This is a genomic window from Longimicrobiales bacterium (assembly GCA_028823235.1).
In the GTDB taxonomy this organism is placed as follows: Bacteria; Gemmatimonadota; Gemmatimonadetes; order Longimicrobiales; family Gaopeijiaceae; genus UBA2589.
Window position 1 is genome coordinate 58,545 of the sequence record JAPKBW010000005.1, and the last position, 24,443, is coordinate 82,987.

A 24,443-nucleotide genomic window follows, 5' to 3' on the forward strand; every position below is an offset into this window, starting at 1 on the left:
CGCTGGACGCCTGACGACACTCGCACCATCGTCCGACATGGAACCCATTCAGTCGATCCCCCTCTCTGCGATAGAGGCCGCACGCTCGCGCATATCAGGCGCAGCGATCCGCACGCCCCTCCTCCGACTTGATCGACCGGAGTCCACTTCAGAAGCTCGGGACAGATTTTCCGGACGAAGCGCTTCAGACGCGGTCCGCGGAGGCATCTGGCTCAAGCTCGAGTGCCTCCAGCCGATCGGCTCTTTCAAGATTCGAGGGGCGGCCAACGCGATGGCATTGGCTGACCCAGCGGCGTTGAGCAATGGCGTGTACACCGCGAGTGCGGGCAACATGGCCCAGGGAGTCGCATTTGCCGCCCGGCGCCAGGGCATTTCCTGCCGGGTCATCGTCCCAGATTCCGCGCCGAAAGGGAAGCTGGCAGCCCTGGCCCGACTTGGTGGCGTCGCAGTCCCGGTACCCTTCGACGAGTGGTGGGCAGCGATTCTCGATCACGGGCACCCGGACGAATCGGGATTCTTTATCCATCCCGTCAGCGATCCAGCCGTCATCGCGGGCAATGGCACCGCAGGCCTCGAGATCATCGAAGACCTGCCTGACGTCGACACAGTAATCATCCCATATGGTGGCGGAGGCCTGTCCGCCGGGATCACCTCCGCAATCAAGAACGTCAAACCTGATACGCGGGTCTATGCCTCCGAGGTGGAGACGGCGGCACCGTTTCAGGCATCGCTCGAGGCAGGGCGAGCAGTATCTGTCGAGCGGGTCCCGACGTTCGTCGACGGCATCGGTGGTAGCAGCGTGCTCGAGGAAATGTGGCCCCTCACATCATCCCTGCTCGACGGCTCGCACGTTGTTTCGATCCCGGAGATTTGTGATTCGATTCGAATGCTGGCCTCTCAGGCTCAGGTCATCGCCGAAGGAGCTGGCGCGAGCTCAGTTGCAGCCGCGCGTCGAGAGTTCATGTCCGACGAAAAAATCGTCGCGGTGGTGTCGGGCGGGAACATCGACACGGACGTTCTCAGTCGCATTCTCACGGGCGACAATCCGCTCCTGTAGGGTGGTGACGTCACCTCGGTCAGCGCCGGTACCGGTGACTTCACTTCTCGAAAGTGCGGGTTCGCTTCAGGTGCTCGAAATGGGGAGAAGATCCGAGCTTGGTATGCTCCGCTGACCACTCCGCCAGCGGCGAGGAGTGAGCATTGAAGTCGCCCCGGCCGACCCGACAGATTTCGGAGAAGTCGCAAAACTTGCAGTCGTCCTTCGAGTCCGTCGGCACGAAGTGTCCATGGGCGACACCATCGAGCATGATGTCGAGCAGGCCGTTAACGGCGCCGAGGCTCCCCCGATCGTAGCTGAACTTTTGGTTCTCCCCCCGACGAGTCGGAAAGTGATACTGGCCATCGACCACGTCTGTCTTGAGTCGGACCTCCGCGGCGTGTGCGTAGATCGCGTGCTGCAGCCTGCGCCCACCGCGGAATACCTCCTGGTCATACCCGTAGGCAGTCCCGGTCTTATAATCGATAACGTGCAACCCAGAGAGATCTTGGTCGACGCGGTCGATCGCACCGCGAAGCCGAAGCGTTCCCCCATCGAGCTCAAGCAGTATCGGCTCGTCATCGCCGACGCCGAATTTCATTTCAAGGGCAACAGACTCGGGATTCTGCTCCCGTATCATGCGGACGAATGACCGCACGTCCTCCCGCAGGGCCGCGATTTCGCGAACGAGCGTTCCCTCGCCAGGAATAGGCACCTCGCGGCGCAACACCTTGATGCCGCGTGAGAGTGCCTCGAGTGCCAGATCTTCAAAACCACGGTCCTCGGGCTTTATTCCGCGAGTCTTTGCCTCTCTGAGCACGAGGTCGTACACCTCGTGCAGAAGACTGCCCCGCAGCCGAGCGTCCAGCCACGCGTCGGGGTCGAGTTCGGGATCGTCCGGCGCATAGATCCGCAAAACGCTGCTGTGCAGATACCTCAATGGGCACGCCCCAAGTGCCTCGAGCCGGCTGGCTGAGAGAATCGTCTCCTCGTTGCGACGCGGGTCGAGTTCCTCGGGACGAGCTTGAACCACACCGTGCACCGGCCCTGGAGCGCCCGCGTGACGCTCTTCCCTGGCCGCCAGACCGACATGTAAAGGTCCAAACGAACCACGTACGGCGGCGACGCCCCGACGCATGACTGAGCCGGAACCGAGGGCAGTCATCCAGAAGTCATCTCCGTCGAGCGCCGGCCGACCGGGGCCCGGGATCGCACTCACGACCGGCCCCATTCCTGAATGCAGATCTGCGAAGGTCAGGCTAGGATCTCCGACGGAGGCGCGCAGCGCCTGCAACAGAACGGATGAAGGTCCAACGACTCGTGCTTCCGTAGCCTGCCAGGCCCCGTAGCTCATCGTCACTCGTCCCCGGAGACGCGCGAAAAGTGCCGCGAACCCGAAGACTCGCTCCCTGAGTAGCTCTGGCGCGGTCGCCAAATTGTTTCCCAGCACCCGACGATCGCCATCGAGAAGCACCGAATCCTGCACCCCACTCCCCGGGATCCGCTCCGCATCAAGGCCCACCAGAAAAAACGCCTCGCGCCCTGAGAACCCTCCGTGATCCAGATCTGCGAGGTGGAGAGCGCCCCCCATGGAAGACCACGGCGCCCCTACTCCATCTGCCTCGTCGCCGAAGATCTCAGGTCGGACACGCATATCGAGGTGCTGTCTCAGTATCGATACAGCAGATCGGAACTGGGTGCGCCGATGCAGTGTGCCCTTCACCCTCTCGAGTATCCGGGAGACCTCTTCGCGCGCACTACGATCTGGTCCGCGCCCCTTGGGTACGCGGCGCAGGAACGCCTCAAGCCCCCGAGCAAGCTCAGCTGGCGAAACGGGATCAGCGCCCTCGCCCATTCGGTCGGGAACCGCCGGAGTCTGCTTCAGCACTGGAAACAGAATCGACTTCAATGCCTCAAGCTCGGTGATCGACCGCTCGCGCCTCCGAGCGAACGAGGCATCAGGCTCCGGCTTTCGCTGCTCCAGTTGTTCGGCACCAGCCAGCGCCTCACGAATCTGACTCCTGTATCGTCGACGACCCCAGCCGACGCGAAGGCCTCGGAATCTACGCGCCAATGCGGCCGGGGCGTGGTAGCCCTTCGACTTCGGCGCGCGCAGGTCGCCTGCTTCGAGCAACCGGCGAATAACGTGCGCTTGGAATCCCTCCTCGATCCAGTCGAGGTAGGCCTGCACGACTCGGCCAGTCCTCGTCCGGCCGACCGGAAGTCCTACAGCATATGTAATCGGAATCTCGAGGCGTTGGCCCAGCACATGCAGCGCTGACCCATACGCAGCCGGATCGGTCGTGATGATCTCCACCTGATCCCAGGACAGGCCGGCTTCGATCACACGACGTAGCACTTCCCTCAACTCTGCATCGATCGAGGCGGCGCTGAAGAACTCCACTTCGGGTAAGGGGACCCCCTCTACCTGCTCGTCGGATGCGTAGAGGAATGACCCCGGTACCGGCGGCCCGCCCCGCCCCCAGAGGATCTTGCTCGGCACCTCGAGCCCTTGGACAGGATCAGTCTTCAAAAGCTTCGCGCCCCGTGCGCCGAGTTCCGCAACCAGTCGTCCTTGGAGACCGCGTGTCCCGATGCCTGGCATCATGACAACGACATCAGTGTCCAGCGATGCCGGTAACTGGCCGCCGGCCTCGTCCAGAGCCTTCAGTGCAAGTCGCGTGACAGTCGCGACGTCGGCCCGCCTACGCTCCGTGAGGAGTCGTTCGTATCGCTGAAGTACCCGGAGCAGAAAGAGCTTCTTCTCCCACTGCCCGAAGCGGGCCGCATCGAGATCTCGAGGACCGATTCCCGCAGCCCTTAACTCGCCGACGGCCCTGTGCACGTGCTTACGGAAGCCAACGCCTTCCGCGAGGTCACCGAGTGTGCCCCCTTCCGCTCTCAGGGCAAAGTCGAGGGCCTCGTCGACGATCGCTTGCTGCTCGAAATTATCGAGAAGCGAGAGACCTGCCTGCTCCATACCCGCGAGCGCCACACGTTGCGCAAGTCGTTGTGGTGTAGTGACTTCAAAGCCTATCCACCCATCTCCCACAAGAGCGAGACGCCGTAGAAGCTCGCGCCCTGCCGAGAAATTCGGGGCAAGCACAAGCTTGCGGGCAACTCGCTTCTGACGTGCGATGCGAGCGAGCGAGTCGACGAGTCGGGGGACAGCTCCCGTGGTGGTGTCGGTCATGCCCTCGGAGTGTGGGTGTGGCTACCGCGCCGTCGCGTGGAGGATGGTGGCAAGATAGGCGACGCCGGGCCGTCCGGGGAGTGCGTTCGGCTCGGCCGTCACGTACCCTTCCCGGCAGAAATCTGTAGCCAACCGGAGGTTAAGCCGATGCTGCGTGAAAACCAGTGCCACTCTGTGCTGACACGACTCTTTTACATCGCGGCGGCAACAGTCGCGCTCACCGCACCCTCGGTAATCGAGGGTCAGGCCTACTGGCTAGGGCAGCAATTGGACTGGGACCGAAGGGCGCCGGATCGAAGTCCGTCCTGGATCTGTCCTCTATTTAGCGAAAGAGAAGGAGCATCGATTTGTGGACATCACCGAAGACCTGTCACTGCTCATCTTCTTCGCCACGCCCGGCCGTGAAGAAGATGCAGAAGGAGGCAGTTCGGATGCCTAGACGTGGCACTGGAACCAGGGTCAGCCCATGAAGATCTGGATCGATGCGGACGCGGCCCCCAACGACGTGAAGACTATCGTTGCGAAAGCCGCGCTGCGGCTCGAGGTCGAGACCGCGCTGGTCGCAAACCAGCGACTTCAACCCCCCGCGAATAATCCCTTCGTGTCCTCTGTGCGTGTCGAGGGTGGGCCCGACGTAGCCGACGACCACATCGCTGAGCATGCTGAGCCGGGTGACCTCGCCATTACGGCAGATATCCCACTCGCGGCACGACTCGTCGAAAAAGACGTGAGTACGATCGACCCACGTGGGACGGAGTACACACGGGAGAACATCGGCGAGCGCCTCTCCGTCCGGGACTTCATGGATCAACTTCGCTCCACAGGCGTGGAGACAGGGGGGCCGCAGGCATGGAATCCACAGAACAAGCAGGCCTTTGCGTCGACCTTCGACAGGGTGCTGACGAAGCTGATGCGTGCGGCACAGAAGAAGGTGGCAAAAAAGGGGCCGATGGATCTCTCCTCCGGCCCCTGATCACTTCGACGAAGCTGGCGCGCCCACAGTCCCGACTGGCCCCCGTCGTTACTTCACAAAGAGCATGTCGCGGTAGGTCGGCACCGGCCAAAGGTCGTCCGGCACGATCCGCTCGAGCCTGTCGGCCGCGTCACGCACCGACTTCATCGCGGGAATGATGTTGACCCGCATGTGCTCTGCCTTTGACACGACGTCGTCACCACCAAGCTCCTGATTCTGATTCGCCAACACGTCGATCGCGTCGGAAAGCTGGTTCACGAGTTCATTCACGCGGCGCGCAGTTCTGACTACACCCTCGGTATTCAAGTCGACGTCACTCGCCCGTTCTGCCGTGGAAAGTAACTCTCCCAGATAACGGATCGCGGCGGGCAAAATCATGGTCTGAGCCATGTGCTGAGCGGTCTCGCCCTCAATATTGACCGTCATGAAGTACTGCTCGACATAGATCTCGTACCGGGACTCGAGCTCGCGATGCGAGAGAACCCCATACTTCTCAAAGAGAGCTGTATTCTTCTCGTCGACGATCCTCGGGAGCGCATCCATAGTGCTCCGCAGGTTGAGCAAGCCGCGCTCCTCAGCCTCGGTCACCCATTCGCCCGAGTAGTTGTCCCCGTTGAAGACGACATGCTTGAAATCGGGGACCTCGGCGGCCAACAGCTCCCGAAGTGCGTCGTCAAAAGATGCCCCTTTCTCGATCTCGCTCTCGAGCGTCGTGCACAGCTCATCGAGCGACTCGGCTACGATCGTGTTCAGCACCATCGTGGGGAAAGAGACACTCTGGGACGAACCCAGTGCGCGGAACTCCCACTTGTTTCCAGTGAAGGCGAATGGTGAGGTCCGATTCCGATCACCTGCATGCTTTGGCAGGCTCGGAAGCACCTTCACTCCGAGCCCAAGCAGCCCGTCAGGCTTGCTGCTCGTAGCCTCCCCCATCTTTTCGATCTGCTCGAAGATGTCCTGGAGTTGATCGCCACAAAACGCGGAGATGATCGCCGGGGGAGCTTCGTTCGCGCCGAGCCGGTGGTCATTCCCCGCATGGGCGACAGCCGCACGCAGAAGATCCTGATGCCTCGCGACAGCCCGAAGAACGGAGGCCGTGAAGAAGAGAAACTGCATGTTGTCATGCGGTGTCTCGCCTGGCTCGAGCAGGTTCTGCTCGTCCGTACCCATGGACCAGTTGAGATGCTTGCCACTGCCGTTTACACCCTGGAACGGTTTCTCGTGCATCAAGCAGACGAGGCCATACTTCCTCGCCACCCGCCGCAGCGTCGACATCACGAGCTGCTGATGGTCGGCAGCCTGGTTCGCGTCTTCATAGATCGGCGCCATCTCGTACTGACTTGGCGCGACTTCGTTGTGGCGTGTGGTAACGGGCACACCGAGGCGGTAAAGCTCGAACTCGACCTCATTCATATACTCGAGCACGCGATCGGGAATCGATCCGAAATAATGGTCGTCCATCTCCTGACCCTTCGGTGGCTTCGTACCGAACAGAGTCCGCCCTGCCGTCTGCAGGTCGGGTCGACGGAAGTAGAACTCCTCGTCCACCAGGAAGAACTCCTGCTCTGCGCCGCAGGTTGCCCTCACAGCCAGCGGCGGTGAGCCAAAGAGCCGTAGCGCACGCCGAGCCTGCTCGTCGATCGCGTTCATCGACCGGAGGAGCGGCGTCTTCTTGTCGAGGGCGTCACCTGCCCACGATGCGAACGCAGTCGGGATGCAAAGATAGGCACCTCCTGGGCCCTCCATCATGAAGGCCGGAGACGTCGGATCCCACGCGGTATATCCACGGGCCTCGAACGTCGCGCGCAACCCACCTGACGGGAACGATGACGCGTCAGGCTCACCCTGGATGAGCTCCTTGCCGCGGAACTCGGTGATAGCGCGTCCATCACCGGTCGGCTTCAGAAACGAATCGTGCTTCTCAGCAGTACTCCCGGTCAGCGGCTGGAACCAGTGCGTATAGTGGGTGGCGCCCTTTTCAAGAGCCCACTCCTTCATGGCCGATGCGACCGCATCTGCGACCGAGGAGTCGAGTTCGGTGCCGTTCTGCATCGTCGAAAGCAAGGCTTCAAACTGAACGGTCGGGATCCGCGCCTCCATCTGGTGGATGCTGAAGACGTTCTCACCGAAGACGGACTCAAGGTCAGTTCGGTGATGCTTCTCAGCGGAAGGAGTCGAATCGTACTTTGCCGCCGCCAGCGAATCGAAGCGTGGAATCACTCTGCTCATGAAGACGCACTCCGGGGGGGATGATGAACCTTAAGGACGGAAGGTCACCACGCCTGTCTCCTCACTCAAGGCTCGCTCGCCAGTATTGTGGCTAAATGTCCTTACGCTAATATTTCATGACGTACCCTTATTCATGAGGCATTGGCTTATTTTTATTGGTAGATCACGTGAACTCGGCCGGCTACGCGCACTGTTTGATGCGTCGGTGCCAAAGCTGACGTGTGTGTCAGGACTCAGAGGATCCGGAAAGTCCGCACTGGTGCGCCGGGCCGCCGCAGGCTTTCCGAGCGTGGCTCTTACGTTCGCGCCTGAGCCGGATCCCGGACTCCGAGCTGCATTCGCGGACGCGGTCAATCATGCCGGACAGAGGCTCTACAATTGGGACGACATCGTCTCGCGGGACGATGCTTGGTCAGATCTGTTCGAGGCGATCATCCATCTCGCAGCCGCGAGCACTGCTCCGTTCATCGTGATCCTAGACGACGCGGGACGTCTGGCTCAGGCGCGCTCACGCTTTGTCGCCCCATTGGAGACAGCTGCACATCATGCAGCCGAGCGCGGCGTACGGGTCCACTTCGTTCTCGTCGGACCCGAGGCCGAGCTACCGGTGTTCTCAGACGACGCCCGGGGAACCCTAGCGACCCTTCGCCTAGACCCCCTGCCACTCCGTGCCGCGGCACGTTGGCTTCCGGGTCACCGCCCCCATGAACAGGTGAGAGCGTACGGCGTATTTGGAGGGCTGCCCCGTGTGCTCTCAATGCTGGACGCCTCGGTCACTGTAGGTACGAATGTCCGAAGGCTCCTCTTGGCCGACTCCGGAGCGCTGACCGACGCACCGTTTTCCTGGCTCGAGCGAGAAGTCCAAACCCCCTCTCGCTACGTTGCGATTCTCCGAACGCTAGCAATGGGCGAGGCGAACTGGAATACCGTGCACCAAGGCGTCGCAGACCTTACGCGCAGCGGACAGGTCGCACCGTACCTAAATCGTCTCGTGGAGCTCGGAATGGTTGAAATGCGCCGTTCACTTGATGCCGGGCCACGGAGTCGATCGACTCGCTACTCCATCACCGATCCCTTTCTGGCGTTCTGGTTCCGGTTCGTTCTTCCCTGGCGGCTCGAAGAAATTAAAGAAGGGGCCGGGCCCTATTACACGCGTGTGGTACGGCCCGGCATCAACCACCACATGAATTGCATGCTCCCGCGAATCGGCCGACAGCACATGCAGTTCGATGCGCGGGAAAGCATCGGCTCCGCGCCTCGCGAGAACGGAAGTCTTTGGGGACCTGACTACGACATTCCGATGGCAGGGATCCTCAATTCAGGAGCAGCATTCTACGGGACAACTCAATGGAGCGACATCGAGACCGACACCGCGGCGCTGGACCACCTAGACGGTCAGGTTCGTGCGACGAGGTACGGATTCGGGCGGGAGCGACGACTACGCATCATCGTCACAGGAAGGCCCGCGAGTGCAAGCCTCAGGCGCGGGGTCGCCCGCCGACATGACGCCAAGCTCATCGACGCCACCGCCCTGCTGGGGTCGGAATAAGCAGCGAGGTGCGCCGGATCTGAATCCGCCGTGCCCCACTGATGCACCGGTCCGGCGATCTCGCCGCAGCACTTCGCGCGGCGTTACACGTCGAGGTTCTTCACGTACCGGGCGTTCTTCTCGATGAACTGACGGCGCGGCTCAACGTCGTCCCCCATGAGACGATCGAAGAGGTTCGAAGCGAGTGCTCCGTCTTCAATCTGCACCTGGAGGATCGTGCGAGCGTCCGGGTCCATCGTGGTCTTCCACAGCTGATCCGGATTCATCTCGCCCAGCCCTTTGTAGCGCTGGATGTGAATGCCCTTGGCCTCTCCGTCCTTCGCTCCGAGGCGCTTCATGTACTCCTCGCGCTCTTCGTCGTTGTACGCGTATAACTCTTGCTTGCCTTTCTTCACGCGAAAGAGTGGCGGCTGTGCGATGTAGACGTAGCCCGCATCGATCAGTTCGCGCATCTGCCGGAAGAAGAAGGTGAGCAAGAGCGTGCGAATGTGCGCACCGTCGACGTCGGCATCCGTCATGATGACGATCTTGTGATAGCGCGTCTTGCCGAGGTCGAACTCTTCCCGGATCCCTGCACCGATGGCCGTGATCATCGCAGCGATCTCGTCGTTCGCCAGGATCCTGTCGAGCCGGGCGCGCTCGACATTCAGAATCTTCCCCTTCAAGGGGAGAATGGCCTGATAGCCACGATCCCGGCCCTGCTTTGCACTGCCCCCGGCAGAGTCTCCCTCAACCAAGTACAACTCACACAGCGACGGATCGGACATTGAGCAATCCGCGAGCTTACCGGGAAGAACGCCACCTTCAAGTGCGCTCTTCTTTCTTGCCAGATCGCGCGCACGCCGTGCCGCATCGCGGGCGCGGGCGGCCAGTAGCGACTTCTCGATGATTGCTCGCCCGACCTTCGGATTCTCGTCGAGGAACATCCCAAAATGCTCGTTGACCGCAGCCTCGACGGCTCCTCGGACTTCGCTGTTCCCGAGTTTGGTCTTCGTCTGGCCTTCGAACTGCGGCTCCATAACGCGAATACTGAGGACGCATGTCAGACCCTCTCGAACATCGTCTCCGGAGAGCGTTTCGCCCTTTTTGAAGATGTTGTTCTTCTTTGCGTAGTCGTTCACGGTTCGGGTCAGGGCCGCCTTCAGCCCTGTGATGTGCATCCCCCCTTCCTGGGTGTTGATGTTGTTCACGAAGGAGTGCGTGTTCTCACTGAAACCCTGGTCGTACTGCATCGCCAGTTCGATCTCAGCCTCAGGCCTGGACGCTTCGAAGTAGCAGACCTTGTCGTGAAGCGCGGCGCGACTACCGCGGAGAAACGTCACGTATTCGGCGATCCCGCCCTGGAACTCGTACGATTCCTCGACTCTCTCACCCCGCTCGTCCACGAGAACGATCTTCAGCCCCTTATTCAGGAACGCGAGCTCACGGAGGCGATTTGACAGGATCTCGAACGAATAGACCAGTTCGGTAAAGATCTCGTCGTCAGGCTTGAAGGTTACGGTCGTGCCCTGTCCCTCCGCCGCCCCCTTGTCCTCAAGATCCTTCGCCTTGATTCCGCGCTCGTAGCGCTGATGGTACAGCTTGCCATCGCGACGGATTTCAACTTCAAGGAAAAGAGAGAGTGCATTCACGACACTGACACCGACGCCGTGGAGTCCACCAGACACTTTGTAGGTGTCCTTGTCGAATTTTCCACCCGCGTGAAGCGTCGTCATCGCAAGCTCAACGCCCGGAACATTCTCCGTCGGGTGAATATCGACGGGGATTCCGCGACCGTCATCGACCACAGTGATGGAGTCATCCGTGTGGATCGTGACCGTCACCTCCGAACAGTGGCCGGCCATTGCCTCATCGATCGAGTTGTCCACGACCTCATATACGAGGTGGTGAAGACCTCGCGCCGACGTCGACCCGATGTACATACCCGGGCGCTTGCGGACGGCCTCCAGTCCCTTGAGAACCTGGATTTGTCCCGCAGTGTAATCGCTGCCTTTTGACTTTTCGTTCTTCGCCATCTCAGCTCCGAAGCCTGTCCCGCGCGTCGCCGCGCATTAACCCGTCTCCGCGAGTACGAAGACGATCCTCGTCATCGGCGTCTCCGGCATGCGTTCGTTCACGCACGCCAGGAAGTCGCCTTTCATCATGTTCAGTTCCATCAGCCAGGCACTCGTCCGCACTTCTACAATGAGCGTCCGGTCATCCACGCTCCGTGCCCGAGTCACCTCTGCGACCTTCTCCCCGACCAGCCTCGGCCAGAGCTCGAGCAAGTTCATACGCCGCACTTGGTCAGCGACGCCATGCTCTTCCAGTAAATCCGACAGCACTGCGTCGACCCGCACCGGCTTGTTCCCCCCACCTGTATACGGATAGCCCATCAGGTGCTGATCTCCCCGCACCGAATCCGCCACCGTGGCAACGCGTCTTTCCGCATACGCACATCCGCGTCCTTCGGGGCGGTCAACACAACTTGGCCGGTGTCCTCGGCCTCCATGAGGTCCAGGATTCTCTCACTCCTGCCTCCATCGAGCTCGGCGAACACATCGTCCAGCAGGATGAGCGGCCGCTGGCTCCTGCGCTCCCGAATGGTCATCGCCTCTACTAGCCGTAACGCGAGAGCTGCGGTGCGCCGCTGTCCCCCCGAGCCATAATCTCGGAAATCGAGGCCGGCCCGATCGTCTTCGATTTGCAGGCGCATGTCATCCCGATGCGGCCCAACCACGGTCACACCCATGCGACGCTCTCGGTCTGCCGAATCATCCAGCGCCTCGCGAAACGCACCCGTGATCATCTCGAGCGTGGGCACTTCTGGTAAAGTGACATTCGGTCGGTACGTCATGCAGGCCCGAGCATCGTCGCTGACTCTCTGGTAGTAGTCACCGAACGCGCCACACCGGGCTGCAATCCAAGTCGTCCTCTCGAGCATGACCCGAGCACCGGCGTTGATAAGCCCCTGGTCCCAGGCCGCCACGACCGACCCAGCGGCACTCGACTTGAGTGAGGCGTTTCTTCTCCGCAGGACCTTTCGATAGTCCGTCAGGGAGGAGAGGTACCCGGGCTCGTTCAACGAAAGCAGAATATCCAGAAACCTTCGGCGCTCCGATGGGCCACCACTGACCAGCTCGATATCCGACGGAGAAAAAATCACGGCGGAAAGTCGCCCGAGCGCGTCGCTCATGCGGTCCGGCTCACTCCCGTCAACCGAGATCTTCTTCCGCTTGCCCTTCTTCTGAAAGGCAGCCGCGATTTCAGTTCGGTGGCTCCCATGCGTCTCATATGACTCGGTGGTTCCCACCACGCGGAACACCTCCGCGTCGAATCCGACCATCTGCTCGTCACGAGCACCTCGGAAGGATCGAAATGTCTCAAGGTAGTAGATCGCCTCGAGAAAATTCGACTTGCCCTGGGCGTTGTCACCAATCAACGCGACCCCTTCCAGAGGAATCTCCAGATGCTGCGAATGGAGGTTCCGAAAGTGTCGAAGAGCGAGCGTGCTCAGGCGCACGGCCCGCGACTTAGGAGAGTCCCTGAATACATAGACAAATCTAACGATTTGCCGCCGGACCATCTACCGCTTTCGTCCCCGGATTTGTTGGGTTTTCCTATTCCACCTTGAAGGGGCCCCAGGCGCCCCAAGGCGCGGGAAGCTACTCGCCCTTAAAGTCCGGCTTCCGCTTCTCCAGGAACGCCTCCATGCCTTCACGCATGTCGTCGGTCGAGGCCAGTAGGCCGAAAAGGGACGACTCAAAATCCAACGCCTCGGCCGTCGCTGTGTCCAGGCCACGATAGATTGACTCGAGTGCCATCCGAATCGCGACCGGCCCATTTTTCGTAACCCGCCGGAGGAGTGACTTGGCCTCCTCCATCAAAGCATCAGGCTCAACGACGGATATGACGAGGCCAATAGTCTCTGCACGCTCCGCATCGACCATATCTCCCGTCAGCGTCAGCTCAATGGCTCGCCCGAGCCCGATGAGTCTCGCCAACCGGATGGTGCCGCCGTATCCCGGAATGATTCCGAGCCCCACCTCAGGCAGGCCAAAGCGCGCGCTCGAACTGGCAATACGCATGTGGCAGGCTAGCGCGAGTTCACATCCGCCGCCCAGCGCGTAGCCGCCGACGGCCGCGAGAACAGGCTTCGGGAACCGCTCAATTGCCCTGAACACATCCTGTCCGTCTCTGCTCACCCGAACACCGGTTACCGAGTTCATTGTCGCGAGTTCGCCGATATCCGCCCCGGCTACGAATGCCTTCCGTCCGGCCCCGGTGAGGATGACACCACGCACGTTGCCGTCGTCACGGAGACTCGAGAACACCTCCCCGACCTCCCGCACAACTTGGGCATTCAAGGCGTTCAACTTGTCCTGACGATCGATCGATACGATAGCCAGCTCGCCATCCCACTCAACGCGGACATACTCAAGATCTACCATTCGGACCGTGACTCCTACCTGGTTTTCACAAAGACGAAACGCTGCAAGCTAGCGACCTGAACCGTGATGGAAAAACCGACGCACAGCGCTTAACTTCTGGGCCTTCCCAATACTGCGTCACAGCAGGGAAAGCCAACTGCCGCCGTGACGATTCAGCGCCACAGGAGTGAGGTCCGCAATGAGTCGATCGCTTAATAAAGTCATGCTCATCGGAAATGTCGGTAGTGACCCGGAGATCAGGGCAACCGGTTCAGGAAACCGGGTCGCCAAGCTATCGGTAGCAACGAATCGTTCTTGGACCGACCGGACCACAGGCCAGAAGACGGACAAGACCGAGTGGCATCGCCTGACGTTTTTCGGTCGCCTCGTGGACGTGGTCGAGCAGTGGGTGAAGAAGGGAGACCGACTCTACATCGAAGGCAGGATCGAATATTCACAGACCGAGAGCGACAATGGTCCGAAGTACTGGACGGACATCGTCGTGTCTGAAATGGTGATGCTCGGATCGAACAGCGGCGGCGGTGAGGGTGGCAACTACGACGGCGGAAACGCTGGCAGCGGGGGCGACCTCACTGAAGACAGAAAATCGCCAGGTGGCCACTCACCCACAGCCCACGCCGGCGGCGACCTTCCGTTCTAGCTACACGGACCGCCGACAGAGGCGGCCCGGCAGAGCCAGGTCAGCTCGATTCGTCGGGCGGGGCTTCGCCCTGCGGAGGCACATCCGCCTCCCAAAGACCCATGAAGTACTCCTCATACAGATCTGGATGAGCACGGTAGTCCTCGACCCACACTTCGAACGGCGGCAATGCCACTCGATTGCCAATCCAGTCGGTCGCGACTCGGACCATCTCCGCGTAGGAGATATCGACCTCGCCGCCCTCCTCACGGTAGGCGCGATGCGCGAGCAGGTAGATCTCGTCGGGACTCATGTACACAAGCAAGTCCGCGACCTGCGCCGAACAGTAGTCGTGATACTTGGCGCGCAGGACGTGCAACGGCTCGCCCGAGTCCTTCCTGTCTCCGTCCACTGCGATGCCTCCGCCGGACGTGAAGCCCCCGAATCTGTCGGGCGCGACCTTGACAACCTCTCAGCTGGTCGTGCCTACGTTTGAGCCGCAGCGCCTTTAGTGCAAGCCTTTTGGAATGCGCCCTAGGGCTGGGCCGGCAGGCTTTCCCCGGCCGAACCAGCGACCTGGTCGGCATCTCTGAGGTGCTGATAGATCGAACGGCGCGTGAGTCCGTACAGGACGACGCGACTCAGAAACTCAGGATCACTCTCCTGAAATTCCTCGGCCTGCGCTGCGATATCGCTCGGCAGATCAATAGAAATCTGCACGGAACGCGTCTCCCACATAGACACACCCTGCCCACTTAAGATTGCGGAAAAGTTTCAGATTCAGGGATTCCGAATACTCGCCAAAGTATCTCACGAGTTCGGCAGGAGGCGCTAGCAACCTCGAACTGAGGAGAACTTTAAGGGGGCGCCGAGGGGCGCGCAACCCCTCTCGGGGACGGATTTTGCAGAAATATCAATTTCACTAAGCTGTTGTACTGCAACACTTTAGGAAACGGTCCAAATCTAATATCCAACTGTTTCCGCGTCTGTGTGCAGCTTATTCCCCACGGCAGCATTCTTCCGGAAGTCCAAGGAACAGCTGGTCTTGGGAGATCTGCCCAGCGCGACGAATCGGCTTGGTCCGCACAGTATTTTTACGAAAAACTGCTACGGAAGCGGAGACCGTAAAAACGCCTCAAGCGTGGCTGGCTCAAAACTTAGAAAGCGGTCCCTCAATGTGCGGGGTCCTGGCTTACGAAAAATCAGAGACGTGCGGTGCACACGCCCGGACACGACCTCCTCAAACGCGATGAAGCCCCGCCAGGTATCTCGATCGCAGAAACCCCTCAGCCGGGCGGTCCGCGCGCCTAGCGATCGACCAAGGACACGCGCCTCAAGCGTCGTAGGCGCCCGTCGCGGTCGGTACGTCGGTCGCCCCGCAACCAGATCGTCGAGATAGGCCTCGGGATGCGTTCCCATGTCCTCCAGCCAACTGTTGAAAAGAGGCCGCGGGAATAGAGTCTCACAAAATTGAACAAGCACGTGCAGCAGATCTGTGGCAGAAGGCTGGACGCCCAGCTGCAAGGCTCCGACGGTACAGAGGGCGCGGACGGCCTAGCGCGGGATCATCCCAACCAGGGCGCGAGCCTGACGGCGACGACACCCCAGCGTACCGTCGCCGCATGTCTACTTCACTGGCCGGAGCGAGATCGCTCCGCTACGTGCTGCTGGTCCTCAATGGACAACGTGCGATCCCGCGCCGGGAGGCGGTACTTCAACCACCGTCGCCATCGGCTCATGAATCTGAAGCCGGGCGAGGGTCTCGCGCGCGCCGAAGGTCTCCATCACGCGAGCCATCGAGCCGTACCGGTCGGGCTCAAACCGAGCCATCAGGGCACCCAGGCCACGTCTCATGCTTCCAAGAACTGCACGGGCCTCCCAAAGATTCGTTGGCAGCGGGAGGCGGACATGGTACGTCACCGTGTCTGCCGTAGTGAGCGGCTCCACGCGCCTCAGATGAGCTTCAGGAAATGCGTCGGTCAGGGCGTGCTCCAGAGGCGCGTCGGCCTCACTGAACGCTGTCCGGAAGACGAGCGCGCACGCATCGTAGTCAAGGTGAGCGCGTGTCAGACGCCCGGGGCCAAGCAGAAACCGAATCGACGTTCCCTCATGCATGTCGAGGTCGCGGCAGATGTCGCGATAGCCCACCCGCAGAAAGGTCGGGCGAGTCAACGGGCCGAAGCCGGCGCGCTCAAGAACCCGCATACCCAGGCGGCGACTGTATTGGCGCAGCGCGCCATCGTCGCGGGTCGCGGCGGAGGCGGTGATGAGCTCCGATACATGATCGACCGTCGGCTCATAGACCCAGTCAAGCACGACCAGTTCAGAACTGAGGTCTAGCACCTTCACCCTCCCGCTGCCCAGGTCGACGACCTCGGACGTCGAGGCGTAGCGACCCTCGACCACGAGTGCGAGCCCAATGTCTTCGATGCGCCCGCCCAGCATATCCATCTCATGGATATCGCGGTACTGAACAACCGCCCGGGTCAGCGGAAGTTCACAGATGCCGAGCACGTCGCCCATAGCCTCTGGGCGAGCGTCGGCTGTCGTATTGAGATGCATACAGATCACCACAGTGAAACGAGACGGATCAATAGGATAACAATCTGTTTACGGCCACTGCAAGGAAAAAACGCCGCTCGAATAAACGCCTTGCAGCCCCATGCACCCACGGTCATCTTCACCCCGAGAGCTTTATTTTCATGCATATCGGCACCAAGTGCCGGAGGCCCCCACCACCTCGTGACGATTCAGACAGAACGCCGCCGCTCGGTGGCCTTTCTTGAAGACGGCGACGATTCTTGGGCATGCTTCCTCGTGACGTTCCCCGCCACGCAGCGCACTTGGCACGGCTACTTTTCTTTTCGGCCCAGCTACAGCGAACTGCACGACGACGAGGTCCGGACCACGGATATCTTCGTCGAAGCGTCAGAGGCTGAGATCCACGAGAAGGCGAGGAGTCTCGGGCGCCCCCTGCTCCAAGGCCTGCTCGACTCCGCCATACACACCCGTGGCCGGGATGACGACGACGGCGACTCACACCTTCGTGGCCGATTCCGCACAATCCTTTCCGCTAACGCAGTCGACATCGCTGGAGCGTGGACCGAAGCCGAGGTGGACATCGGCGGAGACGAACTGGACCGACTTCGCTCACTTTACGAGTCCTACCGAATCGATCAGGTGTCGCACTTCATCTGTCTGGTTGATCCGGAAGCCTTCGAGTCAGCGGTGGATCAGATCCTGGACGGCGGAAGCATCGACTTCCGAACCAAGGATAAGGTTCAGTTCGCCCGGATGGTCGTTGACTATCTAGAGAAACTGATCCCGCTCCCCGACTTCGAAACATGGGCTGAAGATTTCCTGAACAATCCAGAAGCCTACCGGCTCTACGCGCACACGCTCCATCGCGAGGGCCGGTTGCCATAGGTGAGGTTGTCCAACCTCTCAAGCCCATTTAGCTTTTTGCGCTCTACAGTTTGGTACTACCAAAGGATGTGACCGTCTTGGAAGTCGTCGTACAGGACAACGAAAGTCTCGACCGCGCGCTCCGTCGCTTCAAGCGGAAGGTTCAGCGCTCCGGCCTGTACTCGGAGCTGCGTAAGCGCCGGTTCTATGAGAAGCCGAGTGCACAGCGGAAGCGGAAGAAAGAAGCCGCCATCCGTCGCGAGCGCCGCAGACAGCGTCGCAAGCGCCCCGGCATAGCCGTGTAAGACCTGACGTTCCGGGACGGTCCTCTCCCCTCCCTCAGGGGGAAGGCCGTTTTTTACCCCACAACCCTGCACTCGAACAGGTCGTCCAACGCGGCCCCGCCTTCGAGATCCTCGCCCGAGAGATGTTGCCAGGAGAAATTGATGAGGAGCCGATTCCACCCTGGGAGCGTGCGAGCCTTGGTCGGCGTCATTCCCCGTCACGGTCGTCATCACCCGGCACCACTTTCCGGCAGACTTAAAGCAGAGCCTGCGGGCCGGCTCTGCGCAACTGTAACAGTCCGGTCGGAGAGGAGATCCGCCACTGCCATCAGCTGAAACCGCCTCAAGTAGGTGGATGGCGAAGTCAACTCGTGGAGGCGAAACCGAGCCTTTAGCGCCCCCGGGTACGTGGATGCCGCGCAGGCCAGCGAATGCACAGCCTTGTAGCGAATCGGAAACTCCAACACTCTGCGGCCAAAAGGGGTGGGGGGATAGCGGTAGCCTTGCTCTTGCAGCGCGAGACAAATCGTCGAGAACACGTCCCACCGCAGTCGATGGCGAGGCATAGGTCCTGGACCGCCCCTAAATCGATCTGAGATATAGTCTAGCCGTGCGGGGAACGGCTCCCGCGGTCGGCGGTCGGCGGTCGGCCTCCCAATTTGGTCGACCTCCGGAACAGGGACCAGCCGTCTTGGGCGGGCGTCACGCACCACCAGCCGAGGGAATCCGAAATTGAGCGCCTCGACGGCCAGACGATTTTCAAGAATCACATCCTCTTCGGGATGCGCAGCCTGGACAGCAGCTTTCTTCAGGCTCAGATCGTTGACCTGAACGACGATCGTAACGGCAGCGTTCGCGCGTCAGGTGGCTCTGAATCAGGGTGGACCATGAACGGGACACGCGCCAATGCGTGCCCCGCCCCATGTCCACCTCCCCCTACGGAGCCGTCAGATCGGGAGTGGAACCGGCTTCTCGCCGGACCAGTCGTAGAAACCTTGCCCTGACTTCCGTCCGTAACGACCCATCGCGACGACTCGCTTCAGGAGCGGGGGAGGCGCATAGCGCTCTTCACGATACTCCTCGTACATGATCTCGCTGATCTTGTATAGCGTGTCGATTCCGACGAAATCGCACAGCGTGAATGGGCCCATCGGGTAACCACACCCGAGTGCCATCCCAGTGTCGATGTCCGCGATAGTCGCCACGCCTCTCTCGAGCTGGCGGATCGCGTCAAGCATATACGGGACCAGCAGTAGATTCACAACGAACCCGGAGTTGTCCTTCGCTGCAATTGGAACCTTGCCCAGAGCCTTCGCAAACTCGAACGCTCGATCGAAGGTCTCCTCCGTCGTCGCGATCGTACGCACGACCTCGACCAGCTTCATGACCGGAACCGGATTGAAGAAGTGGAGGCCGACGAAACGATCAGCGCGGCTTGCAGCCGCCATGTCCGTGATCGTCAGAGAGCTCGTGTTCGATGCGAAGATCGTATGCTCGCCACAAAGGCCATCGAGCTCACCAAAGAGCGCGTTCTTCGCTTCTAGTTCCTCGACGATCGCTTCGATCACGATGTCGCAATCAGCGAGATCGGACACCTCGGTAGTGAACGAGAGCCGAGCCCATGCCGCGTCCCGATCCTCTTGCGTGAGCTTTTCTTTCTTCACGGCCCGGTCCATGGATTTGCGAATCCGCTTCTCGCCTGCCGCCAAGAAGTCTCCGTTGACCTCCCGGACGCGCACCTCGAACCCGCTTTTGGCCGCGATCTCCGCGATACCGCTTCCCATGAGCCCGCAACCAACTACTCCGACCTTGCTGATATTCACACCCGCCTCCGTTCTAGTGCTTCTTCGTGAATCCCTGACAACGTCCACGAGGACGTTGATCTATCGTTCTTCCGATCCCCTCAGGTCTCGGGCGACTCCGTGAAAATGCCGCTTGACCCACCGCCTCCAAGAGGCCGGTGGTGGTTCGAGTGACACTCCATACTCGAGCGCATCGAGGACACCCTCAACCTCGACACGGACCTCATCGAACTTCTTCTTATGCCTTCGACCCACGGAGTATCCGATGACCGCCCATAGCGCCGCACCTGCGACAACACCGACTCCAACCGCCGCTCCGACGGGCAGTAGTGCCGTCATGCCAGTGCCCGCCGAAGTTCCGGCGAGACCACCCACGACTCCGCCGCCGATGACAGCCCAACGGATGTCCTCACCGCGCGTGCCGGGATCTACAAGAAACTCGACCAAAGTGTGTTCGTCGTCGACCCGTTCCAGTCTCACTTCCACGGACTTAGCCGAAGCGATGTAGTGCTTTCTGGACGAAAAACTCGCCGCGCGTGCCAGCTGGGACGCCCAGTCCACTGCAGGCCGGTACTGAAGGATGCCGACCCCTCGACGGACCCCTTGAAGCAACTGGCCTGCGACGAGAAAGTCATCGATCTGTGACGTGATCTCTTCCGGGTCGCCCGGGACGACTCTCGACGCCCGGATCGACGCAGGGCCGAAGACTCTGGCGATCGGACCGCCGCCCATCACTCCGCTCCGCACCTCAGCCAATGCTAACCGAACATGCGACTCAGAAAGTCCCACCTCCCTGGCAATCCGAAGAAGCTCCCCTTCCGTCAGTGCCCCATCCGCCCCGTCAGGATCGGAGGTCGCAAGTTCAGCGGCCCGCCGGATGACCGCGTCGAACTCCCACCGGGTCAGGCTTCGGCCTACCTCGTCATTCATTCCGGCGAAGGGTTCACGCGATCAGTACGCCTCAACAATGACAGCGCCTCCCTGCCCACCACCGATGCAAGCAGACCCAAGGCCATACTTCAGGCCGCGCCGACGAAGCTCGTGAACAAGGTGAATCGTGATCCGCGCACCAGACGCCGCGAGAGGATGCGTCAGAGCAATCGCACCCCCATTCACGTTCGTCTTGTCAGGGTCCAGACCGAGTTCCTTTTCGACCGACTTGTACTGCGGCGAGAACGCTTCGTTCACCTCGACCAGATCCATGTCGTCGAGCGTCAGGCCAGCCTTCTCGAGCGCAAGGCGAGCAGCCGGTGCCGGACCAATGCCCATGACCTGCGGCTCTACGCCGACAAAGCCCCACGAAACGATCCGACCAATCGGTGGGACACCGTTGGCCTGCGCCCAGTCGGATCCGGCCAGTACGGCACTCGCCGCGCCATCACCGATGCCGCTCGCGTTTCCAGCGGTAACGAGACCATCCTTACGGAAGTAGGGGCGCAACCCACCGAGCGCCTCCATCGTCGTGTCCGACCGGATGTGTTCGTCTGCAGCGAACGTTGTTTCACCCTTCCGGCTCTTGATCACAACCCCGGCGACCTCGGCGTCGAAGTGGCCGGCGTCCCACGCGGCCCTGGCGCGCTGGTGTGAATTGTAGGCGACTTGATCGGCCTCCTCCCGCGACACCGCATAGCGATCGGCGAGCTCCTCAGCAGTCTGGGCCATCGTGAGATCACAATTGGTATCGAGGAGCGCCTCCCAAAGGAGATCCTCGAAATTCGGACCGGCGGGTCCGAGACGGAGCTGCTTGCCCCACCGCGCGCCGCGCACGACATGCGGTGCTTGGCTCATCGACTCGGCCCCACCCGTCAGGCAGACATCGGCCTCACCGAGGACGATTTCCTTCGCACCCTGAACGATGGCCTCGAATCCCGATCCGCAAAGCCGATTGACGGTGAGAGCACCGGACTCCTGGGGAACGCCACTCCGAAGCGCCACATGCCGCGCTAGGTAGATCGAGTCTGATGACGTCTGGAGGGCGTTACCGATAAACGTGTGATCCACCTTGTCGGCTGTGATACCCGCAGCCTCGATAGCCGCCGTACTCGCGAAGACGCCCAGGTCCGAGGCCGTGAAGCCTTTGAGTGTCCCTCCGAAGGTACCGAATCCAGTCCGTTTTCCAGACAGAATGACGACGTCGCGCGGATGTCCCTGCGTAGCCATGAAGCCTCGACCGAGAAGTGTTGTTGTTGGGGGACAAAGGCTACCCCCAGAAGAGTCACCGGTTCACCCACCCCACAGCCGTAATCTCGCACGATCCGGGGCTAGGTGAACCTGGCCTCAAGCGGCTTGTCGAGGTGCTGCATGAAGGCCTTTTTGTTGTTGGCATTCATGTAGGTTCCCGCGGGCGCAATCTTGCCCGGCATCCGACCGACATTGGTCAGAATCTGACCGATCGTGCGCCCTTCACTCATCGGGTCGGTCGCCGTCAGCCATGAGCGGCGTAGGCCGCCTCAAGATGCTGCAATATCCAGGTGCCGGCCTGCTCGGTCGACAGTTTGCCATCAAGATCGGGCGTGGTATTCCCCGTCGAGAACGCTGCGACGACAGCATCCTCGATCCTTTCCGCTGCGGTGCGGTACCCGAAGTGATCGAACATGAGGCCGATACACCTGATGGCTGCGATCGGATTAGCTTGTCCCATGCCTGCGATATCGGGTGCCGAACCATGGACTGGCTCGAACAGCGCGTTCTGGCCGGGATGAATATTCGCCGACGGCGCCATCCCCAATCCCCCAGTGATCTCTGCAGCGAGATCACTGATGATGTCTCCGAAAAGATTGGACGCGACGATTACCTGGTAACGCTCCGGACGTCGTACGAGATCCATGGCCATCGCATCGACGTACATGGCGTCCGTCTCTATGTCCGGGTACTCGGAGGCGACCTCAGCGAAGACTCGACGCCAGAGTCCACCCACATACCGCATGACGTTCGACTTGTCGACGAGCGTGACCTTGTCCCTGTCCCTCGTCGAGGCAAACTCGAAGGCCGCCCGGACAATCCGCTCGACCCCCTTTCGAGTGGCAATGTTCTCCTCGAGGGCGATCTCGTCAGGACTGTCCATCTTGAAGTTCCCGCCCATTCCCGTGTACTCACCTTCGGTATTCTCACGGAAGATGTCGAGCCTCAGCGACGACGTGTCGCGAAGCGGCGAAAGCTCCGGAGAAAAAAGCACGCACGGTCGATAGTTCACATAAAGATCTAGCCTGAAGCGCATTCCGAGGAGAATGTCCTTGGCGTGCTGATTGCTCGGCACACGCGGGTCACCGAGCGCTCCGAGCAGCACAGCATCGTGATCTTCGTCGAGCGAACGGAATTCCTCATCAGTGATGGTGATGCCATCACGGAGGAAACGGTCAGCACCAAGATCCCAGTCCGTAATCTCGACAGGTAGTGCCTCGGCACTGGCAACGAACTCGAGGATTCGCCGGGCTTCCCGGACGACCTCGATCCCAATGCCATCTCCGGGGATAAGCGCGATGCGGGGCATGTTTCGGCGTGAGGGTCAGCGTGCGAAGGAAGGCAGGAAAGCGTTGGCCAGACTAAGGATAACCGAGATGAGGCGCCAGCAAGCCTACCTTCCCTCGGGCGATGCTACCACGATTTCTCCTAGCCCGTTCGCGCGATTCCCCTGAAGCAGGTATGGGTACCGGCCCACAGGCGCGTTGGCGAAAGAAAGGACGAAGCGACTGCCCTCCTCAAGCAGGGGAGGCGATACGGTCTGGCCTGTCCGCTCGAGGAAGGTGCGAGCGTCCGGGGCCATCGCCTCCACGTCGAATCGGACCTCGTGAACGAACCAGTCCGTGGACACTAGCTGAACGAGTTCACCTGCTGAGACTGTCACTGAGGCTGGATCAGAGCGCTCGCTCACCCCCGTCGAGATCTGAACCGTGTGGATTCGATCATCCTCGGTCAGGCCCAGTTTGGCCTGCAGCTGAGCATCCGGAATTAGGGTGGGGTCAACCGGCTCGCAACCGGTGGTGGAAAGAGAGGCTATCGCAGCGACGACGAGCGCCCTCCACTGCACAGGGCCTCGGGCACTGCGAAGGAGGGCAGATGGACCCTCAGTCAATCGCTCGCCTCAGAACCGCAGGACGCGCAGAAGCGCCATCCGGGCCCGAGTTCTGCTCCACAGGACCCACATGGAACCAACCGAAGATCCGTTCCGCAGAACGGGCAATAGTTGAGGGTGTCCGGGTTGGGAAGGTCGGAGTGGCACCATTTGCAGGCATCACCGTCGGTCGTGGCCGTGGGAGGGACCGAGATCTCCTCGCTCATCGTCGGGGTAGCTGCAGCTTCCTCGACGAACTCCGAGGCAAGCGGCTGACGATGTGCCGAGGAATCCGGTACACTTGCCACGACTTCCGTCGCAGGTGGGTCTGGAGTGGCAGCGACCGGTGACGGGACATTCTCAAGCACGACCTCGGTCGGGTCCGCGAAGATGTCGACCCGGGGGGCCTCGACGCCGAGATCGGATCCGGTAGTAACCCCACCGGCAGGCGCCAGGTCGTTCATCGTGACTGGATCTTCTGCGTCCAGTTGTGTCGCGAGGTCAGGGAGTTGGCCCATTGCCGCTGCCGAAAGGTCCAGGTACGCCTGATTGAGCCGAACCTCCACGGCTGCGAATTCCCGATACAGGCCGGTGTTTGGATTACTGGTCTTGAGCTCAGCCTTCAGAAGCTTGAGCGCAGGCTCCGAGTCAAGGATCAGGTACCCGCCCCTTCCCGCCAATAGACGGATGAGCGCGTCTTCATAGTCGCCGTTCATCGCGACGCCGATCCGGTCTCGATGAGAGCCGTACGGCAACAGATTCTGATAGATCTCCGCTACGGTGAACGCGGAGGTCAGATACTCAGGTCGCTGAGTCTGGATCTCCTCAATGAGAGCGCGGTAAAACCTCTCCAAGACCGCTTCGGACACGGG

The 24,443-nt window shown here is 60.9% G+C and carries 23 protein-coding genes; 6 read left to right on the plus strand and 17 right to left on the minus strand.

The annotated features are described in order from the left end of the window. Positions 1-37: 37 nt before the first annotated feature. A complete protein-coding gene (locus OSA81_04065) occupies positions 38-1,057 on the plus strand; it encodes a pyridoxal-phosphate dependent enzyme (protein MDE0898170.1) in 1,020 nt (339 codons plus the stop codon). A gap of 40 nt (positions 1,058-1,097) precedes the next feature. Here OSA81_04065 and OSA81_04070 read toward each other — a convergent pair whose 3' ends face one another. Then, on the minus strand, positions 1,098-4,229 hold the full coding sequence (locus tag OSA81_04070) for a PD-(D/E)XK nuclease family protein (protein ID MDE0898171.1): 3,132 nt from the start codon (positions 4,227-4,229) through the stop codon (positions 1,098-1,100). Positions 4,230-4,695: 466 nt separating this feature from the next. Here OSA81_04070 and OSA81_04075 point away from each other — a divergent pair, with 466 nt between their 5' ends. After that, positions 4,696-5,202: a YaiI/YqxD family protein gene (locus OSA81_04075; GenBank protein MDE0898172.1), complete on the plus strand. Its 507-nt coding sequence runs from the start codon at positions 4,696-4,698 to the stop codon at positions 5,200-5,202. A 48-nt stretch (positions 5,203-5,250) separates the two neighbouring features. Here OSA81_04075 and OSA81_04080 read toward each other — a convergent pair whose 3' ends face one another. Further along, positions 5,251-7,431: a glutamine synthetase III gene (locus OSA81_04080; GenBank protein ID MDE0898173.1), complete on the minus strand. Its 2,181-nt coding sequence runs from the start codon at positions 7,429-7,431 to the stop codon at positions 5,251-5,253. A 205-nt stretch (positions 7,432-7,636) separates the two neighbouring features. Between OSA81_04080 and OSA81_04085 the strand changes: the two genes are divergently transcribed. Then, positions 7,637-8,980: a hypothetical protein gene (locus OSA81_04085; GenBank protein ID MDE0898174.1), complete on the plus strand. Its 1,344-nt coding sequence runs from the start codon at positions 7,637-7,639 to the stop codon at positions 8,978-8,980. A gap of 83 nt (positions 8,981-9,063) precedes the next feature. On the opposite strand, the gene gyrB is transcribed toward OSA81_04085, so the two are convergent. The 4 genes from gyrB to OSA81_04105 all read right to left on the minus strand — a co-directional run bounded on the left by gyrB (position 9,064) and on the right by OSA81_04105 (position 13,410). After that, on the minus strand, positions 9,064-10,995 hold the full coding sequence (gene gyrB / locus OSA81_04090) for a DNA topoisomerase (ATP-hydrolyzing) subunit B (GenBank protein MDE0898175.1): 1,932 nt from the start codon (positions 10,993-10,995) through the stop codon (positions 9,064-9,066). Positions 10,996-11,031: 36 nt separating this feature from the next. Beyond that, entirely contained in the window at positions 11,032-11,355 is a 324-nt protein-coding gene (locus OSA81_04095; protein ID MDE0898176.1) for a DUF721 domain-containing protein, read from the minus strand. Continuing rightward, the gene (gene recF, locus OSA81_04100) at positions 11,355-12,545 is read right to left on the minus strand and encodes a DNA replication and repair protein RecF (protein MDE0898177.1); all 1,191 of its coding nucleotides are present in this window, start codon (positions 12,543-12,545) and stop codon (positions 11,355-11,357) included. The genes OSA81_04095 and recF overlap by 1 nt, the downstream gene beginning before the upstream one ends. Before the next feature lie 79 nt (positions 12,546-12,624). Then, a complete protein-coding gene (locus OSA81_04105) occupies positions 12,625-13,410 on the minus strand; it encodes an enoyl-CoA hydratase-related protein (protein ID MDE0898178.1) in 786 nt (261 codons plus the stop codon). A gap of 178 nt (positions 13,411-13,588) precedes the next feature. Here OSA81_04105 and ssb point away from each other — a divergent pair, with 178 nt between their 5' ends. After that, on the plus strand, positions 13,589-14,050 hold the full coding sequence (gene ssb, locus OSA81_04110; protein ID MDE0898179.1) for a single-stranded DNA-binding protein: 462 nt from the start codon (positions 13,589-13,591) through the stop codon (positions 14,048-14,050). 40 nt (positions 14,051-14,090) lie between these two features. On the opposite strand, the gene OSA81_04115 is transcribed toward ssb, so the two are convergent. The 3 genes from OSA81_04115 to OSA81_04125 all read right to left on the minus strand — a co-directional run bounded on the left by OSA81_04115 (position 14,091) and on the right by OSA81_04125 (position 16,591). Then, a complete protein-coding gene (locus tag OSA81_04115) occupies positions 14,091-14,441 on the minus strand; it encodes a hypothetical protein (GenBank protein MDE0898180.1) in 351 nt (116 codons plus the stop codon). 122 nt (positions 14,442-14,563) lie between these two features. Further along, complete coding sequence (locus OSA81_04120) at positions 14,564-14,749, minus strand: hypothetical protein (protein MDE0898181.1); 186 nt, start codon at positions 14,747-14,749, stop codon at positions 14,564-14,566. A 954-nt stretch (positions 14,750-15,703) separates the two neighbouring features. Then, the gene (locus OSA81_04125; GenBank protein ID MDE0898182.1) at positions 15,704-16,591 is read right to left on the minus strand and encodes a hypothetical protein; all 888 of its coding nucleotides are present in this window, start codon (positions 16,589-16,591) and stop codon (positions 15,704-15,706) included. 180 nt (positions 16,592-16,771) lie between these two features. On the opposite strand from OSA81_04125, the gene OSA81_04130 reads away from it, so the two are divergent. Then, positions 16,772-17,455, plus strand: coding sequence for a hypothetical protein (locus OSA81_04130; protein MDE0898183.1), 684 nt, complete (start codon positions 16,772-16,774; stop codon positions 17,453-17,455). A 68-nt stretch (positions 17,456-17,523) separates the two neighbouring features. Further along, on the plus strand, positions 17,524-17,739 hold the full coding sequence (gene rpsU / locus OSA81_04135; GenBank protein MDE0898184.1) for a 30S ribosomal protein S21: 216 nt from the start codon (positions 17,524-17,526) through the stop codon (positions 17,737-17,739). 53 nt (positions 17,740-17,792) lie between these two features. Here the strand turns inward: rpsU and OSA81_04140 are convergent, their stop codons facing one another. The 8 genes from OSA81_04140 to OSA81_04175 form a co-directional block, all read right to left on the minus strand. Next, on the minus strand, positions 17,793-17,930 hold the full coding sequence (locus tag OSA81_04140; protein MDE0898185.1) for a hypothetical protein: 138 nt from the start codon (positions 17,928-17,930) through the stop codon (positions 17,793-17,795). Between the two features lie 735 nt (positions 17,931-18,665). Beyond that, a complete protein-coding gene (locus OSA81_04145) occupies positions 18,666-19,541 on the minus strand; it encodes a 3-hydroxybutyryl-CoA dehydrogenase (protein ID MDE0898186.1) in 876 nt (291 codons plus the stop codon). Between the two features lie 60 nt (positions 19,542-19,601). Then, positions 19,602-20,450 carry a hypothetical protein gene (locus tag OSA81_04150; protein MDE0898187.1) on the minus strand — a complete coding sequence of 283 codons (849 nt, stop codon included), beginning with the start codon at positions 20,448-20,450 and terminating at the stop codon, positions 19,602-19,604. A 21-nt stretch (positions 20,451-20,471) separates the two neighbouring features. After that, on the minus strand, positions 20,472-21,680 hold the full coding sequence (locus tag OSA81_04155) for an acetyl-CoA C-acetyltransferase (GenBank protein ID MDE0898188.1): 1,209 nt from the start codon (positions 21,678-21,680) through the stop codon (positions 20,472-20,474). Between the two features lie 101 nt (positions 21,681-21,781). Continuing rightward, the gene (locus OSA81_04160; protein MDE0898189.1) at positions 21,782-21,931 is read right to left on the minus strand and encodes a hypothetical protein; all 150 of its coding nucleotides are present in this window, start codon (positions 21,929-21,931) and stop codon (positions 21,782-21,784) included. A gap of 14 nt (positions 21,932-21,945) precedes the next feature. After that, a complete protein-coding gene (locus OSA81_04165; protein MDE0898190.1) occupies positions 21,946-23,010 on the minus strand; it encodes an isocitrate/isopropylmalate dehydrogenase family protein in 1,065 nt (354 codons plus the stop codon). A gap of 84 nt (positions 23,011-23,094) precedes the next feature. After that, positions 23,095-23,592 carry a hypothetical protein gene (locus OSA81_04170; protein ID MDE0898191.1) on the minus strand — a complete coding sequence of 166 codons (498 nt, stop codon included), beginning with the start codon at positions 23,590-23,592 and terminating at the stop codon, positions 23,095-23,097. Then, positions 23,589-24,440 (minus strand): zinc ribbon domain-containing protein, encoded by an 852-nt coding sequence (locus OSA81_04175; protein MDE0898192.1) that lies wholly within the window; start codon positions 24,438-24,440, stop codon positions 23,589-23,591. The genes OSA81_04170 and OSA81_04175 overlap by 4 nt, the downstream gene beginning before the upstream one ends. Positions 24,441-24,443 lie beyond the last annotated feature (3 nt).